This window comes from Streptomyces sp. NPDC001219, assembly GCF_053597915.1.
This window is the reverse complement of sequence record NZ_JBSFJF010000044.1, coordinates 21,277-44,471: the sequence shown is the minus strand read 5'-3', so window position 1 is coordinate 44,471 and position 23,195 is coordinate 21,277. Positions and strand designations below refer to the sequence as shown.

Annotated in this window: 19 protein-coding genes; 15 read left to right on the top strand and 4 right to left on the bottom strand. The window is 73.1% G+C overall.

The genetic code is table 11. The annotated features are described in order from the left end of the window. Window positions 1-154: 154 nt before the first annotated feature. The 6 genes from ACWC9R_RS25395 to ACWC9R_RS25370 are packed head-to-tail and all read left to right on the top strand — an operon-like array spanning window position 155 to window position 8,348. Complete coding sequence (locus tag ACWC9R_RS25395; protein WP_450734796.1) at window positions 155-1,051, top strand: DNA/RNA non-specific endonuclease; 897 nt, start codon at window positions 155-157, stop codon at window positions 1,049-1,051. A 17-nt stretch (window positions 1,052-1,068) separates the two neighbouring features. Next, entirely contained in the window at window positions 1,069-2,004 is a 936-nt protein-coding gene (locus ACWC9R_RS25390; RefSeq protein ID WP_450734795.1) for an alpha/beta fold hydrolase, read from the top strand. Window positions 2,005-2,012: 8 nt separating this feature from the next. Further along, window positions 2,013-3,140 (top strand): hypothetical protein, encoded by a 1,128-nt coding sequence (locus tag ACWC9R_RS25385; protein ID WP_450734793.1) that lies wholly within the window; start codon window positions 2,013-2,015, stop codon window positions 3,138-3,140. 10 nt (window positions 3,141-3,150) lie between these two features. Continuing rightward, the gene (locus tag ACWC9R_RS25380; RefSeq protein WP_450734791.1) at window positions 3,151-6,135 is read left to right on the top strand and encodes an ATP-binding protein; all 2,985 of its coding nucleotides are present in this window, start codon (window positions 3,151-3,153) and stop codon (window positions 6,133-6,135) included. Next, on the top strand, window positions 6,132-7,274 hold the full coding sequence (locus tag ACWC9R_RS25375) for a trypsin-like peptidase domain-containing protein (RefSeq protein ID WP_450734790.1): 1,143 nt from the start codon (window positions 6,132-6,134) through the stop codon (window positions 7,272-7,274). The genes ACWC9R_RS25380 and ACWC9R_RS25375 overlap by 4 nt, the downstream gene beginning before the upstream one ends. A gap of 9 nt (window positions 7,275-7,283) precedes the next feature. After that, the gene (locus tag ACWC9R_RS25370; protein WP_450734788.1) at window positions 7,284-8,348 is read left to right on the top strand and encodes a trypsin-like serine peptidase; all 1,065 of its coding nucleotides are present in this window, start codon (window positions 7,284-7,286) and stop codon (window positions 8,346-8,348) included. An 18-nt stretch (window positions 8,349-8,366) separates the two neighbouring features. On the opposite strand, the gene ACWC9R_RS25365 is transcribed toward ACWC9R_RS25370, so the two are convergent. The 3 genes from ACWC9R_RS25365 to ACWC9R_RS25355 are packed head-to-tail and all read right to left on the bottom strand — an operon-like array spanning window position 8,367 to window position 11,133. Beyond that, window positions 8,367-9,407 (bottom strand): ABC transporter substrate-binding protein, encoded by a 1,041-nt coding sequence (locus ACWC9R_RS25365; protein WP_450734786.1) that lies wholly within the window; start codon window positions 9,405-9,407, stop codon window positions 8,367-8,369. 48 nt (window positions 9,408-9,455) lie between these two features. After that, window positions 9,456-10,328, bottom strand: coding sequence for an ABC transporter permease (locus tag ACWC9R_RS25360; protein ID WP_450734784.1), 873 nt, complete (start codon window positions 10,326-10,328; stop codon window positions 9,456-9,458). Continuing rightward, a complete protein-coding gene (locus ACWC9R_RS25355; RefSeq protein ID WP_362609343.1) occupies window positions 10,318-11,133 on the bottom strand; it encodes an ABC transporter ATP-binding protein in 816 nt (271 codons plus the stop codon). Before ACWC9R_RS25355 ends, ACWC9R_RS25360 begins: the two co-directional genes overlap by 11 nt. Window positions 11,134-11,356: 223 nt before the next feature. Here ACWC9R_RS25355 and ACWC9R_RS25350 point away from each other — a divergent pair, with 223 nt between their 5' ends. The 8 genes from ACWC9R_RS25350 (at window position 11,357) to ACWC9R_RS25315 (ending at window position 20,651) form a co-directional block, all read left to right on the top strand. After that, window positions 11,357-13,033: a sensor histidine kinase gene (locus tag ACWC9R_RS25350; protein ID WP_450734782.1), complete on the top strand. Its 1,677-nt coding sequence runs from the start codon at window positions 11,357-11,359 to the stop codon at window positions 13,031-13,033. Between the two features lie 79 nt (window positions 13,034-13,112). Beyond that, entirely contained in the window at window positions 13,113-13,805 is a 693-nt protein-coding gene (locus tag ACWC9R_RS25345) for a response regulator (RefSeq protein WP_450734780.1), read from the top strand. A 113-nt stretch (window positions 13,806-13,918) separates the two neighbouring features. After that, window positions 13,919-14,524 (top strand): N-acetyltransferase family protein, encoded by a 606-nt coding sequence (locus ACWC9R_RS25340; protein ID WP_450734778.1) that lies wholly within the window; start codon window positions 13,919-13,921, stop codon window positions 14,522-14,524. 132 nt (window positions 14,525-14,656) lie between these two features. After that, a complete protein-coding gene (locus tag ACWC9R_RS25335; RefSeq protein ID WP_450734776.1) occupies window positions 14,657-15,394 on the top strand; it encodes a FadR/GntR family transcriptional regulator in 738 nt (245 codons plus the stop codon). Beyond that, window positions 15,391-16,968 (top strand): amino acid permease, encoded by a 1,578-nt coding sequence (locus tag ACWC9R_RS25330; RefSeq protein ID WP_450734775.1) that lies wholly within the window; start codon window positions 15,391-15,393, stop codon window positions 16,966-16,968. The genes ACWC9R_RS25335 and ACWC9R_RS25330 overlap by 4 nt, the downstream gene beginning before the upstream one ends. Window positions 16,969-16,970: 2 nt before the next feature. Further along, a complete protein-coding gene (locus tag ACWC9R_RS25325) occupies window positions 16,971-17,990 on the top strand; it encodes an asparaginase (protein WP_450734774.1) in 1,020 nt (339 codons plus the stop codon). Window positions 17,991-18,079: 89 nt separating this feature from the next. Beyond that, window positions 18,080-19,504, top strand: a complete 1,425-nt coding sequence (aspA, locus tag ACWC9R_RS25320) for an aspartate ammonia-lyase (RefSeq protein WP_450734772.1) — start codon at window positions 18,080-18,082, stop codon at window positions 19,502-19,504. Between the two features lie 352 nt (window positions 19,505-19,856). Then, a complete protein-coding gene (locus ACWC9R_RS25315; RefSeq protein ID WP_450734770.1) occupies window positions 19,857-20,651 on the top strand; it encodes a carbon-nitrogen hydrolase family protein in 795 nt (264 codons plus the stop codon). A 90-nt stretch (window positions 20,652-20,741) separates the two neighbouring features. Here ACWC9R_RS25315 and ACWC9R_RS25310 read toward each other — a convergent pair whose 3' ends face one another. After that, window positions 20,742-21,122: an ArsR/SmtB family transcription factor gene (locus ACWC9R_RS25310; RefSeq protein ID WP_450734768.1), complete on the bottom strand. Its 381-nt coding sequence runs from the start codon at window positions 21,120-21,122 to the stop codon at window positions 20,742-20,744. 95 nt (window positions 21,123-21,217) lie between these two features. On the opposite strand from ACWC9R_RS25310, the gene ACWC9R_RS25305 reads away from it, so the two are divergent. Next, on the top strand, window positions 21,218-23,194 hold the full coding sequence (locus ACWC9R_RS25305; RefSeq protein ID WP_450734766.1) for a heavy metal translocating P-type ATPase: 1,977 nt from the start codon (window positions 21,218-21,220) through the stop codon (window positions 23,192-23,194). Window position 23,195: the final 1 nt, after the last annotated feature.

Genomic DNA, 23,195 nt, shown 5'->3' with positions numbered 1-23,195 from the left:
CGTTCCGTGGCCCGTCGGCGTCCGAACGCGGCGCCGCGCCGAACCGCCTGAACGGTCCCGCCGGAGGCGGGGCGCCGCCGCGCCGCCCGGCTGTTCGAGTGGCTTCGCGGTGGGCACCGATCGGCGGTCCGCACCACCGGGAAGCGGTTATCACATGATCCCATCCGACTCCCCACGGGCCGCCGGCGCGACGGCCGGGACCACGTCCCGGCCGCCCCTGGCGGACCGGGCGGGCTATGACGAGCAGTTCCTCGGTGTGCCGGTACCGCTGCCGATGCCCAGCCGCCCCGAGGTCGAGACGGTGGTGCTGCCCTACACCCACTTCACCGTGGTGCTGCGCCCGGACCGCCGGATGGCGGCGGCCACCGCGGTGTGCGTCGACGGCCGGCGTCTGCTGGTGCACGTACCGCGGGAGAGCAGCTGGCAGTTCGACCCGCGGCTGGACCGGGCCCACCAGGCGGGCAATGACATCTACCGCGACAACTCCCTGGACAAGGGCCATCTGGTGCGCCGGCTCGACCCCGTGTGGGGTACGGCGGCGGAGGCGGAGCAGGCCAACGAGGACACCTTCCACTACACGAACGCCGCCCCGCAGGCGGATGTCTTCAACCAGGGCAAGAAGCTGTGGCAGGGCCTGGAGAACTACCTGCTCGACCACGCCGCCGACTTCGACCGCAAGCTCGTCGTCCTCACCGGCCCGGTGCTGCACGACTCCGACCCGCCCTACCGGGGCGTCCAAGTGCCGCTGCGTTTCTGGAAGGTGGCGGCGTTCCTCCAGGACGGCGCGCTGGCGGCCACCGGGTACGTCCTCGACCAGAGCCCCGATCTGACCCGGGACGCGGAACGGGCGCTGGCCGGGGCACAGGCGGGCGCACCGCCGCCGCTGGGCGCGTTCCGGACGTTCCAGGTGCCGGTGCGCGACGTCGCCGAACTGACCTCGCTGGACCTCGGGCCGCTGCCCGAGGCCGATCTGATGCCCGTCGTCCGTGCCCCGGCCGAGCGCTGGAAGCGGCTCGCCTCGCACGACGACATCGTGCTGCGGCGCGACTGAGCCGGGAGGCGCGAGCGATGCACCCCACGGTCGTCTACGTCCACGGAAACGGGAACAAGGTCCGCCCGGAGCTGCTCAAGTCCCAGTGGGACACGGCGCTGTTCGGCCGGGACATGGCCGAGGCGTCGCGGATGGCGTACTGGGCGCCGCTGCGCTACCCGGAGCCGCTCCCCGATTTCCGGCCGGACCCCCTGGAGGGCCGGACGGAGCCCTTCGAGGAGCTGCCGGCCACCGCGGAACGGGCCGGCGCGGAGCCGCCGGAGGACTTCGTGGCGCGCACGCTGGGGGAAGCGCGGCTGGAGGCCGGGGAGATCGCGCTGGAGGGGCGGGCCGGGGCCGACGAGAGCGCGCTGGTCGACTGGCTGCGGAACATGACGTATCTCGCGGACACGATGGCCGGGGCCGAGGAACCCGAGGAGCCCGGAACGGAGCTTCCGCTGGAGACGCTGCCGCTGCCCCGGTCCGGCCGGACGGCGGTGTTCCGGCTGCTGGTCAGGCACGCCTTCAAGGACGTGCACGCCTACTTCTTCGGCGGGGCGGGCCCGGCGATGCGCGAGGTGGTCAAGGAGACGCTGGCGGACGTGGACGGCGGCCCGCTGGTGGTGGTCGGGCACAGCCTGGGCACGATCATCGCCTACGAGGTGCTGAGGGAGCAGCAGCGGGAGGTGGAGCTGCTGGTCACCGTCGGATCGCCGCTGGCGATCACCGAGGTGCAGGACCATCTGACGCGGCCGCCGGCCGTCCCGGCCGGGGTGGCGGCCTGGCACAACGCCTCGGACCTGCGGGACCTGGTGGCCCTCGACCACACCCTGCGCCCCGAGTACACACCGCAGGAGCGGATCACCGATCTGCTGGTCACGAACGACAGCAGCAACCACCACGGCATCAGCGCCTATCTGTCGCAGCACGAGGTCAGGGCACCGGTCCAGCGGATCTTCGACGGTACCGGGTAGGTGCCGGTATGCCGTTGACCGAGACGGAGTGGGACCTGGTCACCACCTGGGTGCGGAACTATCTCCTCGACACCACCGATCCGCACTCCCAGCTCGCCCAGTACGGATTCCCGCCGGAGTTCATCGGCGCGCTGCGGCTGACGCACGTCAGCGCGGACAACGCCCGCACGCTGGTGCACCGGTCCCGCACGGACATCCAGGGGCAGCTGCGTCTCGTCGAGGTCCTCACCACGGTCGACCGGCTGGCCGTGCTTCCGGACATCGCGAAGGCCGGGGAATTCCTGGCCCGGCTGCGGGAGGACGTCCGCGCGCACGCCGCCCGGGACAACTTCCGCACCTGTGTCCTGAAGAACGGCACCGAGGCCTTCATCAACCGCCAGGACCTGCGGGAGACCCTGCGCCGGTTCGTCGCCGACCCCCACACGTTCATTCTGCTGGTCGACGGCGAACCGGGCAGCGGCAGGTCGTACACCTACAACCTGCTCCGCCATATCGGCCAGCACAACGGGTTCCGTCCGGTGCGGGTGACGCTGTCGCGCACCGCCACCGCCGCCAAGGTCGTCCGGCGGCTGGCCGACTTCGTCGCCGATCCCCAGCAGGGCGCCGCACCGATCGACCCCACGGAACTCAACGACCCGCTGCCGTCGGTCGACGAGGCCGCGCACTGGGTGGCCGGCCGGGCCACCGCCGTCGAGGAGCGCTTCTGGCTGGTCCTCGACGAGTGCGACACGCTCGACCCCAGCTCCGATGTGTGGGACTTCATCGGACAGCTCGGTATGGCCATCTACGAGCACGCCGCCGCCCGCGGAGACCAGGCGCCCCGGCTGGTGCTCCTCGGGTACGGGCGGTCGATGCGCCAACTCCCGTACGACCTGCGGGGAAACCTCGCCTGGGACACCGCGCGGATCGCCGAACCCGAGGATCTGCGGGCCTTCTTCGACCAGGCCTTCCACGAGTCGCCGCCGGAGAGCCTCGGTACCGGGCAGCCTCGGGAGTCCGCGATCGCCACGCTCGTGGACGCGGCCGTGCACGAGGTGCTGCAGGCCACCGGAGCGAACGGCGCGGACCGCGAGGGCTATATGCGGAGGCTCTGTACGGCTGCGGAGGGGGCGATCCGTGTCTACCGGTCCCTCTGAGCATCCCCCGGTGGACGCCGCGGCGGCACGGGAGTTGTTCGTCGCCCGCCTGCGCGCCGAACTGCACACCGGTGAGGAGCGGCTCCCGGAGGTCTCCGACGCGCGCCGCGCCTACCGGGAGGCGGCCTGTCTGCTGAGCCGTTTCGATCCCCAGCGGCTCCGGCTGCCCGGTGCGGAGGCCGCCACCGGCGACGCGGTCCTGGAGCTGGTCGACGACTGCACGACCCTGGGGACGCAGGACCGGGCCGGCTGGTCCCTCAAGTCCGAGGTCCGGGAGGCGGCGCTGCGCGGGCTGGCCGGGCCCGGCGCCGCCCGGCGCGCCCTGGAGTGCCAACTCGGCCAGCTGCCGCCCGAACCCGGACCGGAACGCTTCTGTCTGGACTATCTCGCCGGCCGCCCGCCCACGACCGGCCGGCTGACCACCGACGAACTCGCCGACGCCCTCCAGGCGGTGCTGTGGCTCTCGCGGGTACCGGGCATGACCGGGCTGCCGGACACCGCGGAGCTCCAGCTCACCCTGGAGCGGGCGCGGCTGCTCGAACCCCTGGAGCGCCTCGTACGGTCGCCCTTCCAGGGGCGGGCCCGCGAACTCGCGGAGCTGCGGGAGTATGTGAACCCGTCCGGTGGTTCCGCGGCGGCCGGGGCGGAACCGGACGGTCCCCAGCGCCCGGGGCCGGTCCCCCCGCTCGTCGTGCACGGTCCCGGCGGGATGGGCAAGACCACCCTGCTCGCCAAGTTCGTGCTGGACAGCGTCCACGACCCGGCCGGCTGCTTCCCGTTCGCCTATATCGACTTCGAGCGGCCCACCCTCTCCATCCAGGAGCCGCTGACCCTGATCGCCGAGGCGGCCCGGCAGCTCGGCATCCAGTTCCCGGCACACCGCACCGAGCTGGACGCGCTGGCGCACGAGTGCCAGGAGGCGGCCCGCAGCCAGCGGGAGGGGCAGGAGCGGGTCAGCCAGCTGCACGAACTCGCCACCACCCGGGCCGTGTTGGGGCGCCGTTCCTCGCAGGAGTTCCAGTCGCTGGCCGCCGGGCGGGAGACCGAGCTGATCCGCCGACTGGCCGGGGTCCTGCGGCGGGCGGTGGCGGACCGCAGGGGCCGGGAGCAGTCGGAGGACCCGCCGTTCGCGCTGGTCGTCGACTCGTTCGAGGAGGCGCAGTACCGCGGATCGCCGGTGGTGGGCCGGATGGTGGCGATCTACCTCTCGTTCCAGAGCGTCTATCCGCGGATGCGGCTGATCGTGTCCGGGCGGGCGCCGGTCGAGCATCCGGCGAAGACCGTCGAGCCGCTCGACATCGAACTCGGTGAACTCGATCCGAAGGCGGCCGTCGGCCTGCTGGCGTCCTGTGGGGTCGAGGACCCCGGGGTGGCACGGGCGCTGGCGGACCGGGTCGGCGGTCATCCGCTCAGTCTGAAACTGGCCGCCCGTGCCGCCACCCTCGCCGGGGCCGGGGCCGAGCGGACCTGCGAGCTGATCAGCAGCCTGCCCGAACGCCGCCACCAGGTCTTCCGGCGGGTCGACCAGCTGCTGGTGCAGGGGATTCTCTACGACCGCATCCTCAGCCACATCGGCAACGCGGAGGTCCGCCGGCTCGCCCACCCCGGGCTGGTGCTCCGGGTCATCACCCCGGAGATCATCCAGGAGGTGCTGGCCGGCCCCTGCGAACTGCGGGTCGCCACCCCGGAGGCGGCCCGCGCGCTCTTCGCGGAGTTCAGCCGCCTCGACCTGGTCGAGCCGGCCCGCCCGGACGCGGTGCGCTACCGCGGCGACGTCCGCGCCATCATGCTGCGGCTGCCGGGCGCCGACCGCACCGAGGTGATGCGCGCCGTCGAGCGGCGCGCCGTCGAGCACTACGCCGCACGCGACGGCCTGGAGGCACGGGCCGAGGAGATCTACCACCGGCTGCGGCTCGACGAGAACCCGCGCTCCGTGGAGGAGCGGTGGCTGCCGGGCGTCGAGCGGTTCCTGGCCGGGGCGCAGCAGGAGATGACGCCACGGGCCGCGGGGCTGCTGACGGCCCGGCTCGGCGGCGGCACGCCCGACCAGGTCGCGGCCGGCGCCGACCAGGAGGACTGGGAACGGATCGCGGCCCGCGAGGTGGAGGACCTGCTCGCGCAGGGCTACGCCCAGGCGGCGTTCGAACGGCTCGGCAGACGACGGCCCTGGACACCCTGCAGCCCCCTGCACGCCCTGTTCGCCGAGGCCCTCAGCCGGCTCGGGCGGCTCGCGGAGGCCCGCGAGGCCGCGGCGGACGCCATCGACGCGACGGAGCACGCGGGCTGCGGGGAGCGCCGGCTGGAGCTGCTGCTGCTCTCCGCGCGGCTCGCGGAGGAGGCCGGTGACCTGACGGGTGCGGGCCGGGCGCTGCGGGTGGCGGAGGATGTCGCGGTCGGTCTGGGGCAGGACCTCGAAGCGATGGGCGCACTGCTGGCCCGCGCCCGGCTGACGGCGGGCGCCGACGGCGCCGACCTGGAGGCGGACGCCCAACTCGCCGAGCGGCTGGGGCGGTTGCCCGACGCGGTGCTGGCCGACCGGCCGGTGCTGGTCCGTGCGGTCGCCTCGCAGATCTACGACCGGGCGCCCGGCGCGCTCGACCACGCGCTGGAGGTGGTGGGGCTGCCGGCCGACGACGAGACGCTGGACACCCTGGGAGCGGCGATGCGCCGCGCGACGGGCCGACAACCGGCGCTGCTGGGCCGGGTGATGGAGATCCTGGACGAGGCCGCGGGGCCGTCCCGGCAGCCGGCCGGCGGCGCGCCCACCGGTATCGCCGGCATCCTGCGGCTGGCCCGGGACCGCGGCACCCTCGACGCCCTCGCCCGGCGGCTGCTGGCCGTGCCCGACAGGAGCGGGGAGATCGTCGCCGGGGTGGCCGCGGCCATGGGTGCGGGCACCGGGGCCCGTGCGGCGGACCACGCCGCCTGCGGGCCGGGGCCCCACCGCCGTACGGACGAGGAAGGGAGCGGCCCCGCGGGGCCTGAGGACCGATGACCGCCTATCTCACGCCCGACGAGATCCGCCAGGTACTGGACGCCGCCGTGGAGACCGGGCTGGCCGATCCCTCGGTGCGGCCGCTGCTGCTCGACGGCGTCATGCCCCGGTACCGCGGCACGCTGCCGCTCCATCCGGCGCCCGGCCGCCAGGCGCACTCCGACCTCAACGAGATGAACCGGGTGGAGCGGCTGGTGGACGGCTCGGTGCCGCTGGAGATCTGGCTGCGCAACGCCGTCGCCGAGACCACCGAGGCCGCCCCCCTCACCGTGTTGCAGAAGGCCCTGGACGAGGTGGCGCGCAAGGCGGGCGGTGAGCCGGATGTGCTGGCCGGGCTGCCCTCCCCCGCCGCGGAGTTCAAGGAGCAGATCGTCCACCGGGACGACACGGTGCCGATCGGCTTCCTCCGTGGCGGTGCGCTGGCGGGCGGCGCGGTGGCCCGCCTCAAGGTGCCGCCGTACCAAGGGGGCGCACCCCTGCAGCCGAACGGCTTCCCGCACTCCGGCACCGGCTGGCTGATCGCCCCTGACCTGCTCGTCACCAACCACCATGTGGTCAACGCCCGGACCGGGACCGGGGCGGAGCGGCCGGTGGCCGACGCCGAGGACCTGAGCCTGCAGGCCCGGCACACCCGCGCCCGGTTCGACTTCGACACCGAGGAGGTGGAGACGGAGGAGGCCACCGTCAGCGCACTCGTCGCCGCGGACGCGGAACTCGACTACGCCGTACTGCGGCTGGCCCCCGGTCCGGCGCGGCCGGTGCTGTCCCTGGCGGCGGAACCGCTGACGGTCACCGGCGGCGACTACGTGGCCGTCAACATCATCCAGCACCCGGGCGGCCAGCCGAAGCGGGTCGCCCTGCGCAACAACCTCGTCTACGAGGCGGACGAGAACGACGTCCGCTACTTCACCGACACCCGCGGCGGGTCGTCGGGGTCGCCGGTCTTCACCGACGACTGGCGGGTGGTGGCGCTCCACCGGGGGACCCGGCGGGTGGAGGACGTGCTGTTCCAGGGCCGGACCACGGCGTTCGTCAACGTCGGCACCCAGATGCGCAGCATCATGCGCCATCTGCAGGCCGGCAGCCCCGGCATCCATGCCGAGATCGAGACGGCACAACAGGCCGCCCGGCGCGGCTGAGGAGGCGCAATGCACAGTCGGCGCAGATCACCGGTGGCGACCGGTCCCGAGCAGGTCTTCTCGGATCTGCGGGAGGTCGCGGCACGGGTGAAGGACGGCCTGTCCTGGGAGATTCCGGAATCCCTGGAGGAGTTGCCGGCCGAGGAGCTGCCCGCCGGGCAGATCGCCCAGTTCGCCCGGCAGGAGCGGACGCGGGTGCTGTCGGCGGGCGTGAGCGGTCTGGAGAAGCTGGCCGAGGGACGGGCCGACGAGATCGACGACGACGAGTCCTTCGGCATGGAAGCCATCGTGCTGCTCGAAGGCCGCCCCGCCATCCTCGTGCAGCACCAGGACTTCGCCCCGCAGCAGGGCGACTGGGCGGTGCTGGACGGCCACCGGGAGGCGATCCGCAACTCGCTCGCCCGGGTGGGGCGGGTCGAGCTGTCCGGGCATCTGAGCCTGGACTGGCTGGGCACGGCGTTCCTGGTCGGCCCGGACGTGGTGATGACGAACCGTCATGTGGCGGCGGAGTTCGCCCGTGGCGGCCGCACCGGCTGGACCTTCCAGCAGGGCATCGGCGCCCGGCTGGACATGGGTGAGGAGTACGGCGGCGCCGCGGGTGGCGGCGGCCCCGCCTATGACGTGGTCGAGGTGCTGGGCATCCACGAGGACGTGGACCTGGCCCTGCTGCGGGTGGCGCCGCCGGCCGGTGGCGGCGCGCTGCCCACACCGCTGGCCCTCGCCGCGGACGCGCCCGCCGACCTGCCCGGACGCCCGGTGTACTGCGTCGGCTATCCGGCGTACGACGGGCGGCGCAACGAGCCGGAGTCGATGCGCCGGATCTTCATGGACATCTACAACGTCAAGCGCCTCCAGCCCGGCACCACCACGGAGCTGGTGCCGGGTCAGAACGTCATCAGGCACGACTGTTCCACGCTCGGCGGCAACAGCGGCTCCCCCGTCATCGACCTCACCGACCACCGGGTCCTGGGCCTGCACTTCGGCGGCCGCTACGGCTCCGGCAACTTCGCCGTGCCGCTGTGGCAGCTGGTGGACGATCCGCTGCTGGAGCGGGCGGACCTCAACTTCGTCTGAGCGGCCGCGGGCCCGGCCTCAGCCCGACTTCCTGACGAACTCCGTGGTGTAGGTCTTCTTCAGATCCACCGTGGCGTTCTTGAGGTTGGGGTTGAAGGCCTTCAGCACGCGCTCGACGGTCGCGGGCCCCTCGGCCGGCATCACCCCGTCCTCGGTGAACATCGGCAGGGTGTCCTTGATCGCCTTTGCGTAGAGTTCCTTGCCGCCCTGGGCGTAGTCGGCCGGCATCTTCGCGGCGATCTGCCCGGGGGTGTGCGTGGACATCCACTTGAGGGTCCTCACCAGGGCGTTGGCCAGCTTCTGCACGGTCTTGCGGTGGCTGTTCACCCAGTCGGTGTTCATGTAGAGGCTGGACGAGGGGTAGGGGCCGCCGAGCGCCTGCTGCGAGCCCTCGGGGGTGCGCATGTCGACCAGGACCTTGCCGAGGTTCTTGTCGACGACCTGCGCGACCGTCGGGTCCGTCGTCATCCCGCCCTGGATCGAGCCCTGTCGGAGGGCGGAGAGGAAGGTCTGTCCGGCTCCGACCGCGACCGGGGTGAACTCGTCGGTCCGCACACCGTTCTTCACCGCGAGGTACTTGGTGAGGAAGTCGGTGGAGGAACCGAGGCCGGTGACACCCAGCTTCTTGCCCTTGAAGTCCTTGGGAGAGGTGAGGTCACCGGCCGCCTTGTGGGAGACGACCTCGACCTCGCCGGGGGCGTGGGCGAGCTGTACCACCGACTCCACCTGCTTGCCCTTGACCTGCAGATCGAGCGTGTGGTCGTAGAAGCCGACGACGCCCTGGACGTCGCCGGAGACCAGCGAGGTGGTGGCCTGCACCCCCGCCGGTTCGGTGAGCAGGGTGACATGGACGCCCTCGTCCTCGAAATAGCCGAGCTGCTGGGTGAGTCTCGCGGGCAGATAGATGACCTTGTCGAGACCGCCCACCATGATCTTGATCTTGCCGTTCCCGTCGTCCGGACCGGCGGCGCCGGACGTGCCGCCGCCACAGGCGGTGAGGGACGTCAGGGCGAGGCCGGCGGCGGCGAGGGCGGCCGGGAACTTCCGTACGGTGCGCATGATCACGTCCTTGTGAGGTGGGAGGGGTTCGCAGGGCAGGGGCGGTGCTCAGCGGGCGTCCGCCGGGTCGGCGGGCTTCCAGCGGAAGAGCCGCCGTTCGAGGAAGGCCAGCAGCCCCTCGGCGAGCAGTGCGACCACCGCGAGGATCACCATCGCGGCGTACACCCCGGCCGCGTTGAAGGTGCCCTGGGACGCCGAGACCAGCAGTCCGAGGCCCTTGGTCGCGCCGATGTACTCGCCGACGATCGCGCCGATCAGCGCGAAGCCGAAGCTGACATGCAGGCTGGTGAAGATCCAGGAGGTGGCGGAGGGGATCACCACCTGGAGGGTGACCTGACGGTTGCTCGCCCCGAGAATCCGGGAGTTGGCGACGAGGTCGCGGTCGACCTCCCGGGCGCCCTGGAAGGCGTTGAAGAAGACCGGGAAGAAGACGAGCACGACGGCGGAGGCGACCTTGGAGGCCGGTCCGAGGCCGAACCAGATGAGGAAGATGGGCGCGAGCACGATCCGCGGCAGGGCGTTGAGCACCTTGATGTACGGGCCGAGCACCTCGGCGAGGAAGCGGACGCGGCCGAGCGCGATCCCCAGCACCACACCGCCGATGACGCCGATCACCCAGCCGAGCAGCGCCTCGTGGAGCGTGTACCAGATCTGCTCCCACAGCGGGCCCTGCGGGGTGCCGTGCAGCGCCCACTGGGTCATCTGGTCCCAGATCTTCGAGGGCATCGAGAAGTTGAACGGATCGATGACGGCGGTCCGGGCCAGCCACTCCCACGCCCCGAACAGCCCGGCGAGCAGCAGCACCCGGGTCCCGTGGACCAGGAGCCGGTGGCGGCGCGCGGCCCGCACACGGGCCCGGGAACGGCCCGAACAGCCCGTACCCACAAGGGAATTGGCCGGGATGGCGGTCTCAGACGGCATGGGCGGCACCCCTCTCGCGGGTGATCCGGACCTCTTCGCCGAGCGAGGACCAGATCTCCCGGTAGATCTCGATGAACCCCGGCTCCAGCCGGACCGACTCGACCTTCCGCGGCCTGGGCAGGCCGATCTCGAAGACCTCCTTGACGGTCGCCGGACCGGCCGTCATGACCACGACCTTGTCGGCGAGGGCGATGGACTCCTCCAGGTCGTGGGTGACGAAGACGACGGAGGCGCCGGTCCCCGACCACAGCTCCAGGAGTTCGTCCGACATCAGCGCCCGGGTCTGGACGTCGAGGGCGGAGAACGGCTCGTCCATGAGCAGGAGTTCGGGATCGTTGACGAAGGTCGCGGCGAGGGCGACCCGTTTGCGCTGGCCACCGGAGAGCTGGTGCGGATAGCGGTCCTCGAAGGCGGACAGCCCGACCCTGGCCAGCCAGTCCCGCGCCCGCCGCCGGGCCTCGGCCTTCGGCACGCCGCGGAAGCGGGGCCCGGCCATCACGTTCGACAGCACGGTGCGCCAGGGGAACACCGCGTCCTGCTGGAAGACGAACCCGATCTTCTCGCCGATTCCCCTGACCGGCTCACCGGCGACCAGCACCTCGCCCTCCGTCGGCTCCTCCAGGCCGCTGACCAGCGTCAGCGTGGTGGACTTGCCGCACCCGGTGGGGCCGACGACGGCGACGAACTCACCGCGTTCGACGACCAGGTCCAGATCCCGCACGGCGGTGTGCAGCGCCCCCGAGGGGGTCCGGAAGGCCTTGCTCGTCCCCCGCAGTTCGATCGCGGGGCTGGTGTGGCTGCTCATGGCCCGGGAGGTTAGGAGCACGACGGGCCACAGCGGGCCTTGTGGGCGCAAGCCGCCTTTCTGCGCGCAAACCCTGTTGTGCTCATTTTGCTCACGCTAGAACCTCTGAGGGGCTACCAGGCGGTACACAGGTGCTCACGCACGGCTTACGGTGCCGGCGCCCGAGGGAAGAGGAAGTTTCGGTTCCGCAAGGCTGCGGAGGGCCGGAGACAAGGGAGAGCTGATGCGCATCCGGTGGCCCCGACGGGTCTTCGCGCAGGTACTGACCGCGCAAGTGGCCCTGACCACCGGGGTCATGGTGCTCGCCACCGGGCTGTTCCTCGCCCCGCTCGGCGCCGAACTGGACGATCAGGCGATGCGCCGGGCGCTGTCCATCGCCCAGACCACCGCCGCCGACCCGGACCTGGCCCGGCAACTGGTCGCCACCGAACCGGACCCCCACGGGCCGGTACAGGCCGCCGCGGAGCGGATTCGTACCGCGACCGGCGCGCTGTACGTCGTGGTGCTGGACACCCGCGGAGTGCGCTGGTCGCACACCCACCCCACCGAGATCGGCCGGCATGTCTCCACCGACCCCAGCCGGACCCTCGCCGGGCGCCAGGTGCGGCAGATCGACACCGGCACGCTGGGGCGTTCGGCCCGCGCCAAGGTGCCACTGCGCGACGGCCGCGGCCGGATCGTCGGCGCGGTGTCGGTCGGCATCGCCTACGACAGCGTCCAGGGGCGGCTGTTCGGCACCATCCCGGAACTGCTGCGGTACGCGGGCGCCGCGCTGGCCGTCGGGGTGCTGGCCGCGGTCGTGCTCTCCCGCCGGCTGCGCCGCCGTACGCACGGGGTGGCGTTCGCCGACATCTCCGCGCTGCTCGACGAGCGGGAGGCGATGCTGCACGGCATCCGTGAGGGCGTGGTCGCCGTCGACCGGCGCGGCCGCGTCCGGCTGGTCAACGACGAGGCCGGACGGCTGCTGGGCCTGGACGCGGGGGCCGCCGGGCGGGCGCTGGAGGACGTGCTGCCGCCGGGCCGGACCACGGAGGTGCTGGCCGGGCGGGTGGCCGGTACGGACCTGCTGGCGGTCAGCGGGGGCCGGGTGCTGGTCGCCAACCGGATGCCGACCCAGGACGGCGGGGCGGTGGTGACGCTGCGCGACCGTACCGAGCTGGAGCTGCTGGGCCGTGAACTGGACAGCACCCAGGGCCTGTTGGACGCACTGCGGGCGCAGGACCACGAACACGCCAACCAGCTCCACACCCTGCGCGGACTGCTGGAGCTGGGCCGGTACGAGAAGGCGGTGGAGTTCGTCACCGAAGTGGCCAGTGCGCAGCGGGCGTCCGCGGAGCAGATCGCGGAGCGGGTGGCCGATCCGCTGCTGTCCGCGCTGCTCGTCGGCAAGGCGGCGGTCGCGGCCGAACGCGGGGTGTCCCTGCGGGTGTCGCCCGTGACGCTGCTGCCGGACGCGGTGGTCGACCCGCGCGACCTGGTGACGGTGCTGGGCAACCTCCTCGACAACGCGCTGGACGCCGCCGCGGAGCGCCGCAGCGCGCAGCCGTTCGTCGAGGTGGAGCTGCGGGCCGAGCGGAGCACCGCCGTCCTGCGGGTCTCGGACACCGGGCCGGGGGTGCCGCCCGAGCTGCGGGAGCGGATCTTCGCCGAGGGCTGGTCCACCAAGGCCGCCAGGACGGTCCCCGGCGAGGGCGCGCCCGCGGGCGCGGTGGCCTTCCACCGCGGCCGGGGTATCGGCCTGGCGCTGGTGCGCCGGCTCGCCGAGCGGTACGGCGGGATGGCCAGGGTGACCGCCCGCGCGGGCGGCGGCGCGGTCTTCACCGTCGTGCTGCCCGAGGCCCTCGCCCCGGAGGACGGCGCTCCCGGGCGGCGGCTCACGGCCGCGGGGGAGGCACGGTGAACGGCGTGCCACGGCGTCCGGAGCGCCCGGGACGGACGGAGTCAGGGAAGCGAAGACCCTTGGGGAGCGGAGCGTCACAGTGATCGATGTCCTGGTCGTGGACGATGACTTCCACGTCGCCGAGATCAATGCCGCGTACGTGTCCCAGGTGTCCGGCTTCCGGGTCACCGGGCGCGCCCACACCGCCGCCCAGGCGCTGGCCGCACTGGAGCGCACCCCCGCCGACCTGGTGCTGCTCGACCACTACCTGCCCGACGAGACGGGGCTGACCCTGGTCCGGCGGCTGCGGCAGCTCGGCCACCGCACCGACGTGATCATGGTGACCGCGGCCCGTGACGTCGGCACCATCCAGGACGCGATGCGCTCCGGGGCGCTCCAGTACCTCGTCAAGCCGTTCGGCTTCTCCGGTCTGCGCGCCAAGCTCGACGGCTATGCGGCGCTCCGCCGGACCGTCGAGGGGCTGGGCGGCCACATCGAGGCCGGCCAGGAACAGGTGGACCGGATCTTCGGTGCCTTCCGGACCACCGACGCCCCGCACACGGAGCTGCCCAAGGGCCACTCCGCCGCGACCGTCGACCTGATCCGCCGGGTCCTGGACGCGGCCGGGCACCCGCTGTCCGCCCACGAGGTCGCCGCACACGCCGGCGTCAGCCGCTCCACGGCCCAGCGCTATCTGAAGCACCTCGAACGCGGCGGCCACATCGTCCTGACCCTGAAGTACGGCGACACCGGCCGCCCGGAACACCGCTACCGGTGGGCGCACGCACACTGACCGACCCCGGGCCCAGGCGCCTTCGCGGGGCCGTCAAACCCCGTGGCCGCGCGCGCCGTTGAGCCCGCCCCGCCCCATGGCAGCGGGCGCCCGCCACCCCTAGGCTGCCGATCATGAATGCCACGACATCCAGCGGAACGGACGCGGCGCCCGACATCCTGGACGCCTTTCAGCTGGCCGCCGATCCGGAGCGGGCGACGGACTTCGCCGAGGCGGCCCACCGCATCCTGGCGGACCTGGTCAGCGGCGGTGCGCCGCTCGGCTGGACCGACCCGCCCGGACGGGGCGAGGTGGCGGAGCTGACCGACCGGGTGCTGCGGGCCGCCCACACCGGCGACGGGGCGCTGCGGGCGGCGTACACCGGCCGCCGGCTGGTGGGGCTGGGGTACTGGCTGCGCTATGCCCGTCCGACCAACCGGCAGCACGCGGATCTGGAGAAGATCGCGGTGGCCGCCGAGGCCCATGGCCGGGGCCTCGGCCGCTCGCTGACCGGCGCCCTGGTCGAGGACGCCCGCGGGGCCGGGATCGAGGTCCTCACCCTGGACGCCCGCGCCGACAACACCAGGGCACTGACCCTCTACCGGTCGCTCGGCTTCCGTGAGTACGGGCGGCTGCCCGACTTCGTGGCGATGGGCGGACGCCGCTACGACAAGGTCTTCTACATGCTGGACTTCCGCGGCGGCGGACGGCGCGAGGGCGAACCGCCGCACCCGCAGTAGCGGCTCCGGCACGGAACGGTAGGGCACCGGGGGTGCGGCGGAGATCGTTTCCGGGGCCGCGGTCCCGGGCCCCGGAAACGATCTGCGCCGCACCCCTTGACAGCTCCCCCGGCGGGAATCGACGATCCCGGGGTGAACCTGTCAGACAGCCAGACAGCTGGCGAGACGCCCCGCCGGATCAGCGCGATGGAAGCGGTCCTGAACCATCTGCGCGGCGCCATCGAGCGGGGCGAGTACGCGGTCGGGGACAAGCTCCCCTCCGAGGCGGAGCTCTGCCGGCGGCTGGAAGTGAGCAGACCGGTGCTCCGGGAGGCGCTGCGGGCGCTCCAGACGATGGGGCTGACGGTCTCCCGCACCGGCAAGGGCACCTTCGTGATCTCCGACGGCGCGGTGGCGGACCCCACCTTCGGCGACTACGCGGCGAGCGACCTGCTCGAGGTGCGCCGCCATGTCGAGATCCCGGTGGCCGGCTACGCGGCGGTGCGCTGTACGGCGGAGGACCTGGACCAGCTGCACCATCTGCTGGAGCGGATGGAGCGGGAGACCGACACCACCGCGTGGGTGGCGATGGACAGCCTCTTCCACCTCGCCATCGCCCAGGCGGCCCGCAATCCGGTCTTCCGCCGGGTCATCGAGGAGATCCGCGACGCGCTGGCCCGCCAGTCCGCCTTCCTCAACGAGCTGGGCGGACGGCGCGAGCAGTCCAACCGGGAACACCGGGCGATCGTCGAGGCGCTCGTCGACCGCTCCGAACACGACGCGGTGGAAGCCATGGCGCACCACCTCGCCCGCGTCGAGACGACGCTGACCACCATCGTGCGGCCCCAACACCGCACGGCCCCCTCCACGGAAGACGAGGATCACGCGTGAGCGAGCAATCCCTCCGGCAGGCGGAACGGCAGCAACAACAGGCGGCGGAGCAGGACGCCGCGCGGCGGCAGGCGGGCGGGCACGTGGACGCCGGTGACGCCGGCTACCAGAAGACCCTCACCTCCCGGCACATCAACATGATCGCGATCGGCGGGGCCATCGGCACCGGGCTGTTCCTCGGCGCGGGCGGCCGGCTCGCCTCGGCCGGACCGTCGCTGGCCGTGGCGTACGCGCTGTGCGGCCTGTTCGCCTTCCTCGTGGTGCGCGCCCTGGGTGAGCTGGTGCTGCACCGCCCGTCCTCGGGGGCGTTCGTGTCCTACGCCCGGGAGTTCCTCGGCGAGAAGGGCGCCTTCGTCGCGGGCTGGATGTACTTCCTGAACTGGGCGACCACCGGCATCGCGGACATCACGGCGGTGGCGACCTACACGCACTACTGGGGGATGTTCTCCGAGGTCCCGCAGTGGCTGATCGCGCTGATCGCGCTCGCGGTCGTGCTGACCGTCAACCTCATCTCCGTGAAGATCTTCGGCGAGATGGAGTTCTGGTTCGCGATCGTCAAGGTCGGCGCACTGGTCGTCTTCATGCTGATCGGCATCTTCCTGCTGGTCACCCAGCACCCCGTCGCCGGCCACTCCCCCGGCCCCTCGCTGCTCGCCGACAACGGCGGTGTCTTCCCGGCCGGGACGCTGGCGATGCTGCTGGTCATCCAGGGCGTGGTGTTCGCCTATGCCTCGGTCGAGCTGGTCGGCGTCACGGCGGGCGAGACCGCGGAGCCGGCGAAGGTCATGCCGAAGGCGATCAACTCCATCATGTGGCGGGTGGCCGTCTTCTACGTCGGCTCGGTGGTGCTGCTGGCGATGCTGCTGCCCTGGAACGCGTACTCGGCCGGGGAGAGCCCCTTCGTCACCGTGCTGTCCAAGGTCGGGGTGCCGGCCGCGGGCGGTGTGATGAACCTCGTCGTGCTCACCGCCGCGATGTCCAGCCTCAACTCCGGCCTCTACTCCACCGGCCGCATCCTGCGCTCGATGGCGATGTCCGGCTCCGCGCCGCGGTTCACCGGCGTGATGAGCCGCAGCCAGGTCCCGTACGGCGGCATTCTGCTCACCTCGGGGGTCTGCGTCCTGGGCGTCGGGCTCAACTACGTGGTGCCGAGCGAGGCGTTCGAGATCGTGCTGAACTTCGCCGCGATCGGCATCCTCAGCACCTGGGCGATCATCATGATCTGCCATCTGCGCTTCTGGCGGAAGGCACGCGCCGGGGAGCTGGTCCGCCCCGGCTACCGGCTGCCCGGCTCGCCGTGGACCGAGAGCGTGACGCTGGCCTTCCTCGCCCTGGTCCTGGTCCTGATGTGGGCCGACGGCGGAGCCGGCCGGACCACCGTGCTGTCGCTGCCGCTGATCGTGGCCGCGCTGGTCGGCGGCTGGTTCCTGGTACGGGGCCGGGTCGGCACCCTCCAGGAGGCCGCCGCGCGGTCCGGCGGCGCACCCGGCACACCGGGCGGTGGCGAAGCCGCCCAACCGGAACAGCCCCGCCCCACAGAACCTCCCTCCGGCACCGAAAGCACCGAGAACTGATCATGAGCCAGAGCACCACCCTGCCGCCGCACCGCACCACGGGCGCACCGCCCGCCGTCCGGGAACCGGCCCATGTCCCCGTCGCCCATGTGGTGCGCGGCGGCCTCGTCGAGGGCGTCCATCACGGCTCGGTGGTGGTACTGGCGGCCGACGGGAGCGTGGCCTTCCAGGCGGGCGACATCGAGGCCGCGTTCTACCCGCGCTCGGCGCTCAAGCCGGTCCAGGCGGTCGGTCTGCTGCGCGCGGGGCTGCCGCCGCTGGACGAGCCGTCGCTGGCCCTGGTCGCGGCCAGCCACTCCGGCGAGGAGCAGCATCTGGCCGCGGCCCGGGGCATCCTGGCCGCCGGCGGCCTGACCGAGGACCAGCTGCGCAATGTGCCCGACCTGCCGTACGACCCCGCCGTACGGGACGAGTGGCTCCGGCGCGGTCTGGGGCCCACCCGGCTCGCGCAGAACTGCTCGGGCAAGCACGCCGCCATGCTGCTGACGGCCCGCGCCCGGGCCTGGGACCTGGACAGCTACCTCGACCCCGGCCATCCGCTGCAGGAGGAGATCGCGGCGGCGGTGGCGGACCTCACCGGGCAGGGCATCGCCCGGGTCACCGTCGACGGCTGCGGCGCCCCGTTGTTCGCCGTCTCCCTCCACGGGCTGACCCGGGCCGCCGCCCGGCTGGCGACGGCCGCCCCCGGCACCGATGAGGGCCGGGTCGCCCAGGCCATGCGCGCGCACCCGGAGATGGTGTCGGGCAGCGCGCGGGATGTCGCCCGGCTGGTGGGGGTGGTGCCCGGTCTGCTCGCCAAGGACGGCTTCGAGGGCGTGCAGATCGCGGCGCTGCCGGACGGGCGGGCGGTCGGCGTGAAGATCGCCGACGGCGCCGACCGCGCCCGGATGCCGGTGACGGCGGCGGCCCTGGCCCGCTGCGGCGTCGACCCCGAGGTCCTCGCCCCGTTCGCCACCGCCCCCGTCATCGGCGGCGGCGCACCGGTCGGCGCCCTGCGGGCAGTGAACTCCCTTGCCCCATAACACATTTGACTTCTCATCACCTCCCTCCTAGGCACCCCCGCCCCGGCCCTCCCCTCCTCCGCTCCCCCTCACAAAGGACCCTCTGCACCATGACTGCCGCCGGCCACCGCCGCGAACACGATCTGCTCGGCGACCGGGAGATACCCGCCGACGCGTACTGGGGCGTGCACACCCTGCGCGCCGTGGAGAACTTCCCCATCACCGGGACCCCGATCGCCGCCTACCCGCACCTGATCAACGCGCTCGCCGCCGTCAAGGAGGCCGCGGCGCGGGCCAACGAAGACCTCGGACTGCTCGACACCGAGCGGGCCGACGCGATCGCCGCCGCCTGCCGGGAGATCCGGGCCGACGGACGGCTGCACGACCAGTTCGTCGTGGACGTCATCCAGGGCGGTGCCGGGACCTCGACGAACATGAACGCCAACGAGGTGATCGCCAACCGTGCGCTGGAGATCCTGGGCCACGCCAAGGGCGACCACGGCCATCTGCACCCCAACGAGCACGTCAACCTGAGCCAGTCGACGAACGACGTGTACCCGACGGCCGTCAACGTCGCCACGATCATCGCCGTACGGGAACTGCTCGACGCGATGACCGTGCTGCGCGAGGCCTTCGCGGCCAAGGCCGAGGAGTTCCGCGACATCCTCAAGATGGGCCGCACCCAGCTTCAGGACGCGGTGCCGATGACCCTGGGCCAGGAGTTCTCGGCGTACGCGGTGATGCTGGAGGAGGACCAGAGCCGGCTGGCGGAGGCGGTCCTGCTGATCCACGAGATCAACCTCGGCGCCACCGCCATCGGCACCGGCCTCAACGCTCCCAAGGGCTACGCCGAGGCGGCCCGCACCCACCTGGCTGCCCTCACCGGTCTGCCCCTGGTCACCGCCGCCAACCTCGTCGAGGCCACCCAGGACTGCGGCGCCTTCGTCCATCTGTCGGGCGTCCTCAAGCGCATCGCCGTGAAGCTCTCCAAGAGCTGCAACGACCTGCGGCTGCTGTCCTCCGGCCCGCGCGCCGGACTCGCGGAGATCAACCTGCCGCCGGTGCAGGCCGGTTCCAGCATCATGCCCGGCAAGGTCAACCCGGTCATCCCCGAGGTCGTCAACCAGGTCGCCTTCGAGGTCATCGGCAACGACGTCACCATCACCATGGCCGCCGAGGCGGGCCAGCTCCAGCTCAACGCCTTCGAGCCGGTCATCCTGCACTCCCTCTCGGAGAGCATCACCCACCTCGGGGCCGCCTGCCGCACCCTCGCCGAACGCTGCGTGGCGGGCATCACCGCCAACACCGAGACCCTCCGGGCGAGCGTCGAGAACTCCATCGGCCTGGTCACCGCCCTCAACCCGCACATCGGCTACACCGCCGCCACCGCGATCGCCAAGGAGGCCCTCGCCACCGGCCGAGGCGTCGCCGAACTCGTCCTGGAACAGGGCCTCCTCCCGGCCGACCGCCTCGCCGCCCTGCTGCGCCCGGAGGAAATCGCGGGTACGGGCGGCGACTTGACCGCAACCGGCTGACCCTCCGGCCGGCCACGGCACACCGGGGCCGGAAGGGTCCGGCACGGGCCGGGCAGGCGTCCCCTTTCCGGGACGCCTGCCCGGCCCTTTGGCGTGTGGCGCCACCGCGCGCGGCCGGACCGCCCCGCGCCGGTGCAGCCCGCTGCGCCGGGCCACCGGGGTCTGCCTCCCGGACATGCTTCCGGGCGGGGACGCGGCGCACGATGAGGAGAGACCACCCGCCTGACGACCGGCGCAGGCCGGATGGCAGGCAGGATGGTCTTGAGCGCGTCCGGCGCGCCGGGACGGGTCGGGGTGGCGCCCCGTACCAGGCCATGAAGAGACCGATCGGCACGAGAGAGAAGAGATCCGCATGCGTATCGCGCTGTGCCAGATGACGGCATCGACCGATCCGAAGGAGAACCTCGCCAGCGTCCAGGAGCAGGTCCGCCGGGCGGCGCGTGAGGAGGCCCGGCTGGCGGTTCTTCCGGAGGCGGCCATGGTGCGGTTCGGGGCCTCGCTCGGGCAGGTCGCCGAGCCGCTGGACGGGCCGTGGGCGGAGGGGGTGCGGGCGGTGGCCCGGGAGACGGGGGTGACGGTGGTGGCGGGCATGTTCACGCCGACGCCGGACGGGCGGGTGGCCAACACCCTGCTGGCCACCGGGCCCGGGGTCGAGGAGTCCTACGACAAGATCCATCTCTATGACGCCTTCGGGTTCCGGGAGTCCGACACGGTCGCCCCCGGCACCCGCGTGGTGACCATCGATGTCGACGGGGTCCGGGTGGGCCTGGCGACGTGCTACGACCTGCGGTTCCCCGAGCTGTTCCGGGCCCATGCCGATGCCGGGGCGACGGTGTCGGTGCTGCCCGCCTCCTGGGCCGCGGGACCGGGCAAGCGCGCGCAGTGGGACCTGCTGGTACGGGCGCGGGCCCTGGACGCGACGGTCTGGCTGGCGGCCGTCGACCAGGCCGCCCCGGACCCGCGGGCCGACCCGGAGGCGCCCACCAAGGTGCCCTCCGGCGTCGGGCACAGCGCGCTGATCGGCCCCGACGGCACCGTCCGCGGGCAGCTGGGCGACACGGCGGACCTGCTCATCGGCGACGTGGACACCGAGGAGACCGCCCGCGTACGGCGGGCCGTGGCGGTGCTGGACAACCGGAGCATGTAGGCGGCTACGCCCGGCGCGTCCGCCCGGCCGCCGGACCGTCCCGGCCGGGCGTTTCCGTCCGGCTCGCGGGCCGGGGCGGCGGGCGGGCCGTCAGCCGGGGACTATGTCCGCCGCTCCTGACGGGGTGTCACGGAGGCCCAGCCGCAGGTGCTCGACGTGGAAGAGGGCCTGGTCGAGGAGTTCGGCCACGTGGTGGTCGTAGAGGGCGTAGACGATCGAGCGGCCGTGGCGCTCGCCGGTGACGAGGCCGAGGTTGCGCAGCAGCCGGAGCTGGTGGGAGCAGGCGGACTGTTCCATGCCGACGGCGGCGGCGAGATCGCCGACCGCGCAGGGGCCTTCCCGGAGGCGGGCCAGGATGCGCAGCCGCGAGGGGGTCGAGAGGGCCTGGAGTGTGGCGGCGACATCGGCGGCACCCACGGCGTCCAGGCGCTCGCGGGTGGTGGTGCGGTGGTCATCCATTCCATGGCCCATGAGGGTCATCCTAACGACGAAGAATGAAGACCTCTTCATTTATTCCGGTACGGTGGTGGTCCTGCCGGTCCCCGCCCGCGAAGGGTTGTCCCGTCATGCCTTCTGCCGTGCTGAAACGTCCGCCCCGGGCCGCCGGAACCGACCCGGAGGCCCCGCGCCGTCCCCGGCTCCGTGTGCCGGCCGAGGCCCGCTGGGCGGCCGGCGCCACCCTCGCGTTCCTCCTCGCCCTGCTGTTGGACCTCACCGGCGTACCGGCCTGGGGGTGGGTTCCGCTGTACGCCGTCGCCTATGTGACGGGGGGTTGGGAGCCGGCCTGGTCCGGGCTGCGGGCGCTGCGGGAGAAGACCCTGGACGTCGATCTGCTGATGATCGTCGCCGCGCTCGGGGCGGCGGCGATCGGCCAGGTGCGGGACGGTGCGCTGCTGATCGTCATCTTCGCGGTCTCCGGTGCCTTGGAGGCGCTGGCCACCGCCCGCACCCGGGACTCCGTGCGCGGTCTGCTCGCTCTCGCGCCGGACACCGCGACCCGGCTGGCCGACGACGGCAGCGAGACGACCGTGGCCACCGCGGACCTGGTCGTGGGCGACACCGTCCTGGTGCGCCCCGGCGAACGGGTCGGTGCGGACGGCCGGGTGCTGGCCGGGGTCAGCGAGATCGACCAGGCCACCATCACCGGTGAGCCCCTGCCGGTGACCAGGGAACCCGGTGACGAGGTGTTCGCCGGCACCCTCAACGGCACCGGGGCGCTGCGGATCAAGGTCGAGCGCGATGCCGGCGCCTCCGTGCTCGCCCGGATCGTGGCCATGGTCGCCGAGGCGTCCGGGACCAAGGCGCCGACCCAGCTGTTCATCGAGAAGGTCGAACAGCGCTACTCGGTCGGCATGGTGGCCGTCACCCTGGCCGTCTTCGTGCTCCCGCTCCTCTTCGGCGGAGATCCGTCCCGTGCGCTGCTGCGGGCGATGACCTTCATGATCGTCGCCTCTCCGTGCGCGGTGGTGCTGGCGACCATGCCGCCGCTGCTGTCCGCCCTCGCCAACGCCGGACGGCACGGCGTGCTGGTCAAGTCCGCCGTCGTCATGGAACGCCTCGGCCAGGTGGACGCCGTCGCCCTCGACAAGACCGGCACGCTCACCGCGGGCACCCCGCAGGTCACCGCGATCCGCCCGCTGCCCGGCTCCGGGCTGACCGAGGAGACCCTGCTGAGCTGGGCGGCCGCGGCGGAGCACGCCGGCGAACACCCCCTGGCCCGCGCCGTCGTGGCCGCCGCCCGCGCCCGCGGCCTGGCCCTCCCGGCCGTGGAGGAGTTCACCGCCACCCCCGGCACCGGCGTCCGGGCCACCGTCGGCGGGACGCGGATCGCGGTCGGCGCCCCGGCCCGGCTGCTGACCGCCGGTGATCCGGGCGGCGCGGAGGCCGGTGCCCTCGTCGCCGCGCTGGAGGAGGCCGGGCACACCGCCGTACTGGTCCTGCGCGACGGGGCGCCCGCCGGGGTGCTGGGCCTCGCCGACCGGCTGCGCCCCGACGCGGCGGCCACCGTCAGCGGCCTCCGGGCGCTCACCGGGCGGACGCCGATGCTGCTGACCGGCGACAACCCCCGCGCCGCCGCCCCACTCGCCGCCGCGGTCGGCATCACCGACGTCCGGGCCGGGCTGCTGCCCGAGGACAAGGTCGGCGCGGTCCGCGCGCAGGAGGCGGCCGGACACCGGGTGCTGATGGTCGGTGACGGGGTGAACGACGCACCGGCGCTGGCCGCCGCGCACACCGGGATCGCCATGGGACGGGCGGGCTCCGACCTCGCCCTGGAGACCGCCGACGCGGTCGTCGTCCGGGACGAACTCACCGCCCTGCCCGCCGTGATCGCACTGTCCCGTACGGCCCGCCGACTGGTCGTCCAGAACCTGGTGCTGGCGTCGGTGTTCCTCTCCGGTCTGGTCCTGTGGGACCTGCTCGGTGACCTGCCGCTGCCCCTGGGCGTCCTCGGTCACGAGGGCTCCACCGTCCTCGTCGGCCTCAACGGGCTGCGGCTGCTGCGCGAGGCGGCATGGCGCCGGGCGGCGCGGCCGGCCCCGTGAG

Bases quoted from the DNA above. Each gene is read 5' to 3' on its own strand.
- ACWC9R_RS25395 (WP_450734796.1), top strand. From the start codon at position 155: ATGATCCCATCCGACTCCCCACGGGCCGCCGGCGCGACGGCCGGGACC.
- ACWC9R_RS25385 (WP_450734793.1), top strand. From the start codon at position 2,013: ATGCCGTTGACCGAGACGGAGTGGGACCTGGTCACCACCTGGGTGCGG.
- ACWC9R_RS25355 (WP_362609343.1), bottom strand. From the start codon at position 11,133: ATGAGCAGCCACACCAGCCCCGCGATCGAACTGCGGGGGACGAGCAAG.
- ACWC9R_RS25360 (WP_450734784.1), bottom strand. From the start codon at position 10,328: ATGCCGTCTGAGACCGCCATCCCGGCCAATTCCCTTGTGGGTACGGGC.
- ACWC9R_RS25340 (WP_450734778.1), top strand. From the start codon at position 13,919: ATGAATGCCACGACATCCAGCGGAACGGACGCGGCGCCCGACATCCTG.
- ACWC9R_RS25315 (WP_450734770.1), top strand. From the start codon at position 19,857: ATGCGTATCGCGCTGTGCCAGATGACGGCATCGACCGATCCGAAGGAG.
- ACWC9R_RS25305 (WP_450734766.1), top strand. From the start codon at position 21,218: ATGCCTTCTGCCGTGCTGAAACGTCCGCCCCGGGCCGCCGGAACCGAC.
- ACWC9R_RS25370 (WP_450734788.1), top strand. From the start codon at position 7,284: ATGCACAGTCGGCGCAGATCACCGGTGGCGACCGGTCCCGAGCAGGTC.
- ACWC9R_RS25375 (WP_450734790.1), top strand. From the start codon at position 6,132: ATGACCGCCTATCTCACGCCCGACGAGATCCGCCAGGTACTGGACGCC.
- ACWC9R_RS25325 (WP_450734774.1), top strand. From the start codon at position 16,971: ATGAGCCAGAGCACCACCCTGCCGCCGCACCGCACCACGGGCGCACCG.
- aspA (WP_450734772.1), top strand. From the start codon at position 18,080: ATGACTGCCGCCGGCCACCGCCGCGAACACGATCTGCTCGGCGACCGG.
- ACWC9R_RS25365 (WP_450734786.1), bottom strand. From the start codon at position 9,407: ATGCGCACCGTACGGAAGTTCCCGGCCGCCCTCGCCGCCGCCGGCCTC.
- ACWC9R_RS25350 (WP_450734782.1), top strand. From the start codon at position 11,357: ATGCGCATCCGGTGGCCCCGACGGGTCTTCGCGCAGGTACTGACCGCG.
- ACWC9R_RS25310 (WP_450734768.1), bottom strand. From the start codon at position 21,122: ATGGGCCATGGAATGGATGACCACCGCACCACCACCCGCGAGCGCCTG.
- ACWC9R_RS25390 (WP_450734795.1), top strand. From the start codon at position 1,069: ATGCACCCCACGGTCGTCTACGTCCACGGAAACGGGAACAAGGTCCGC.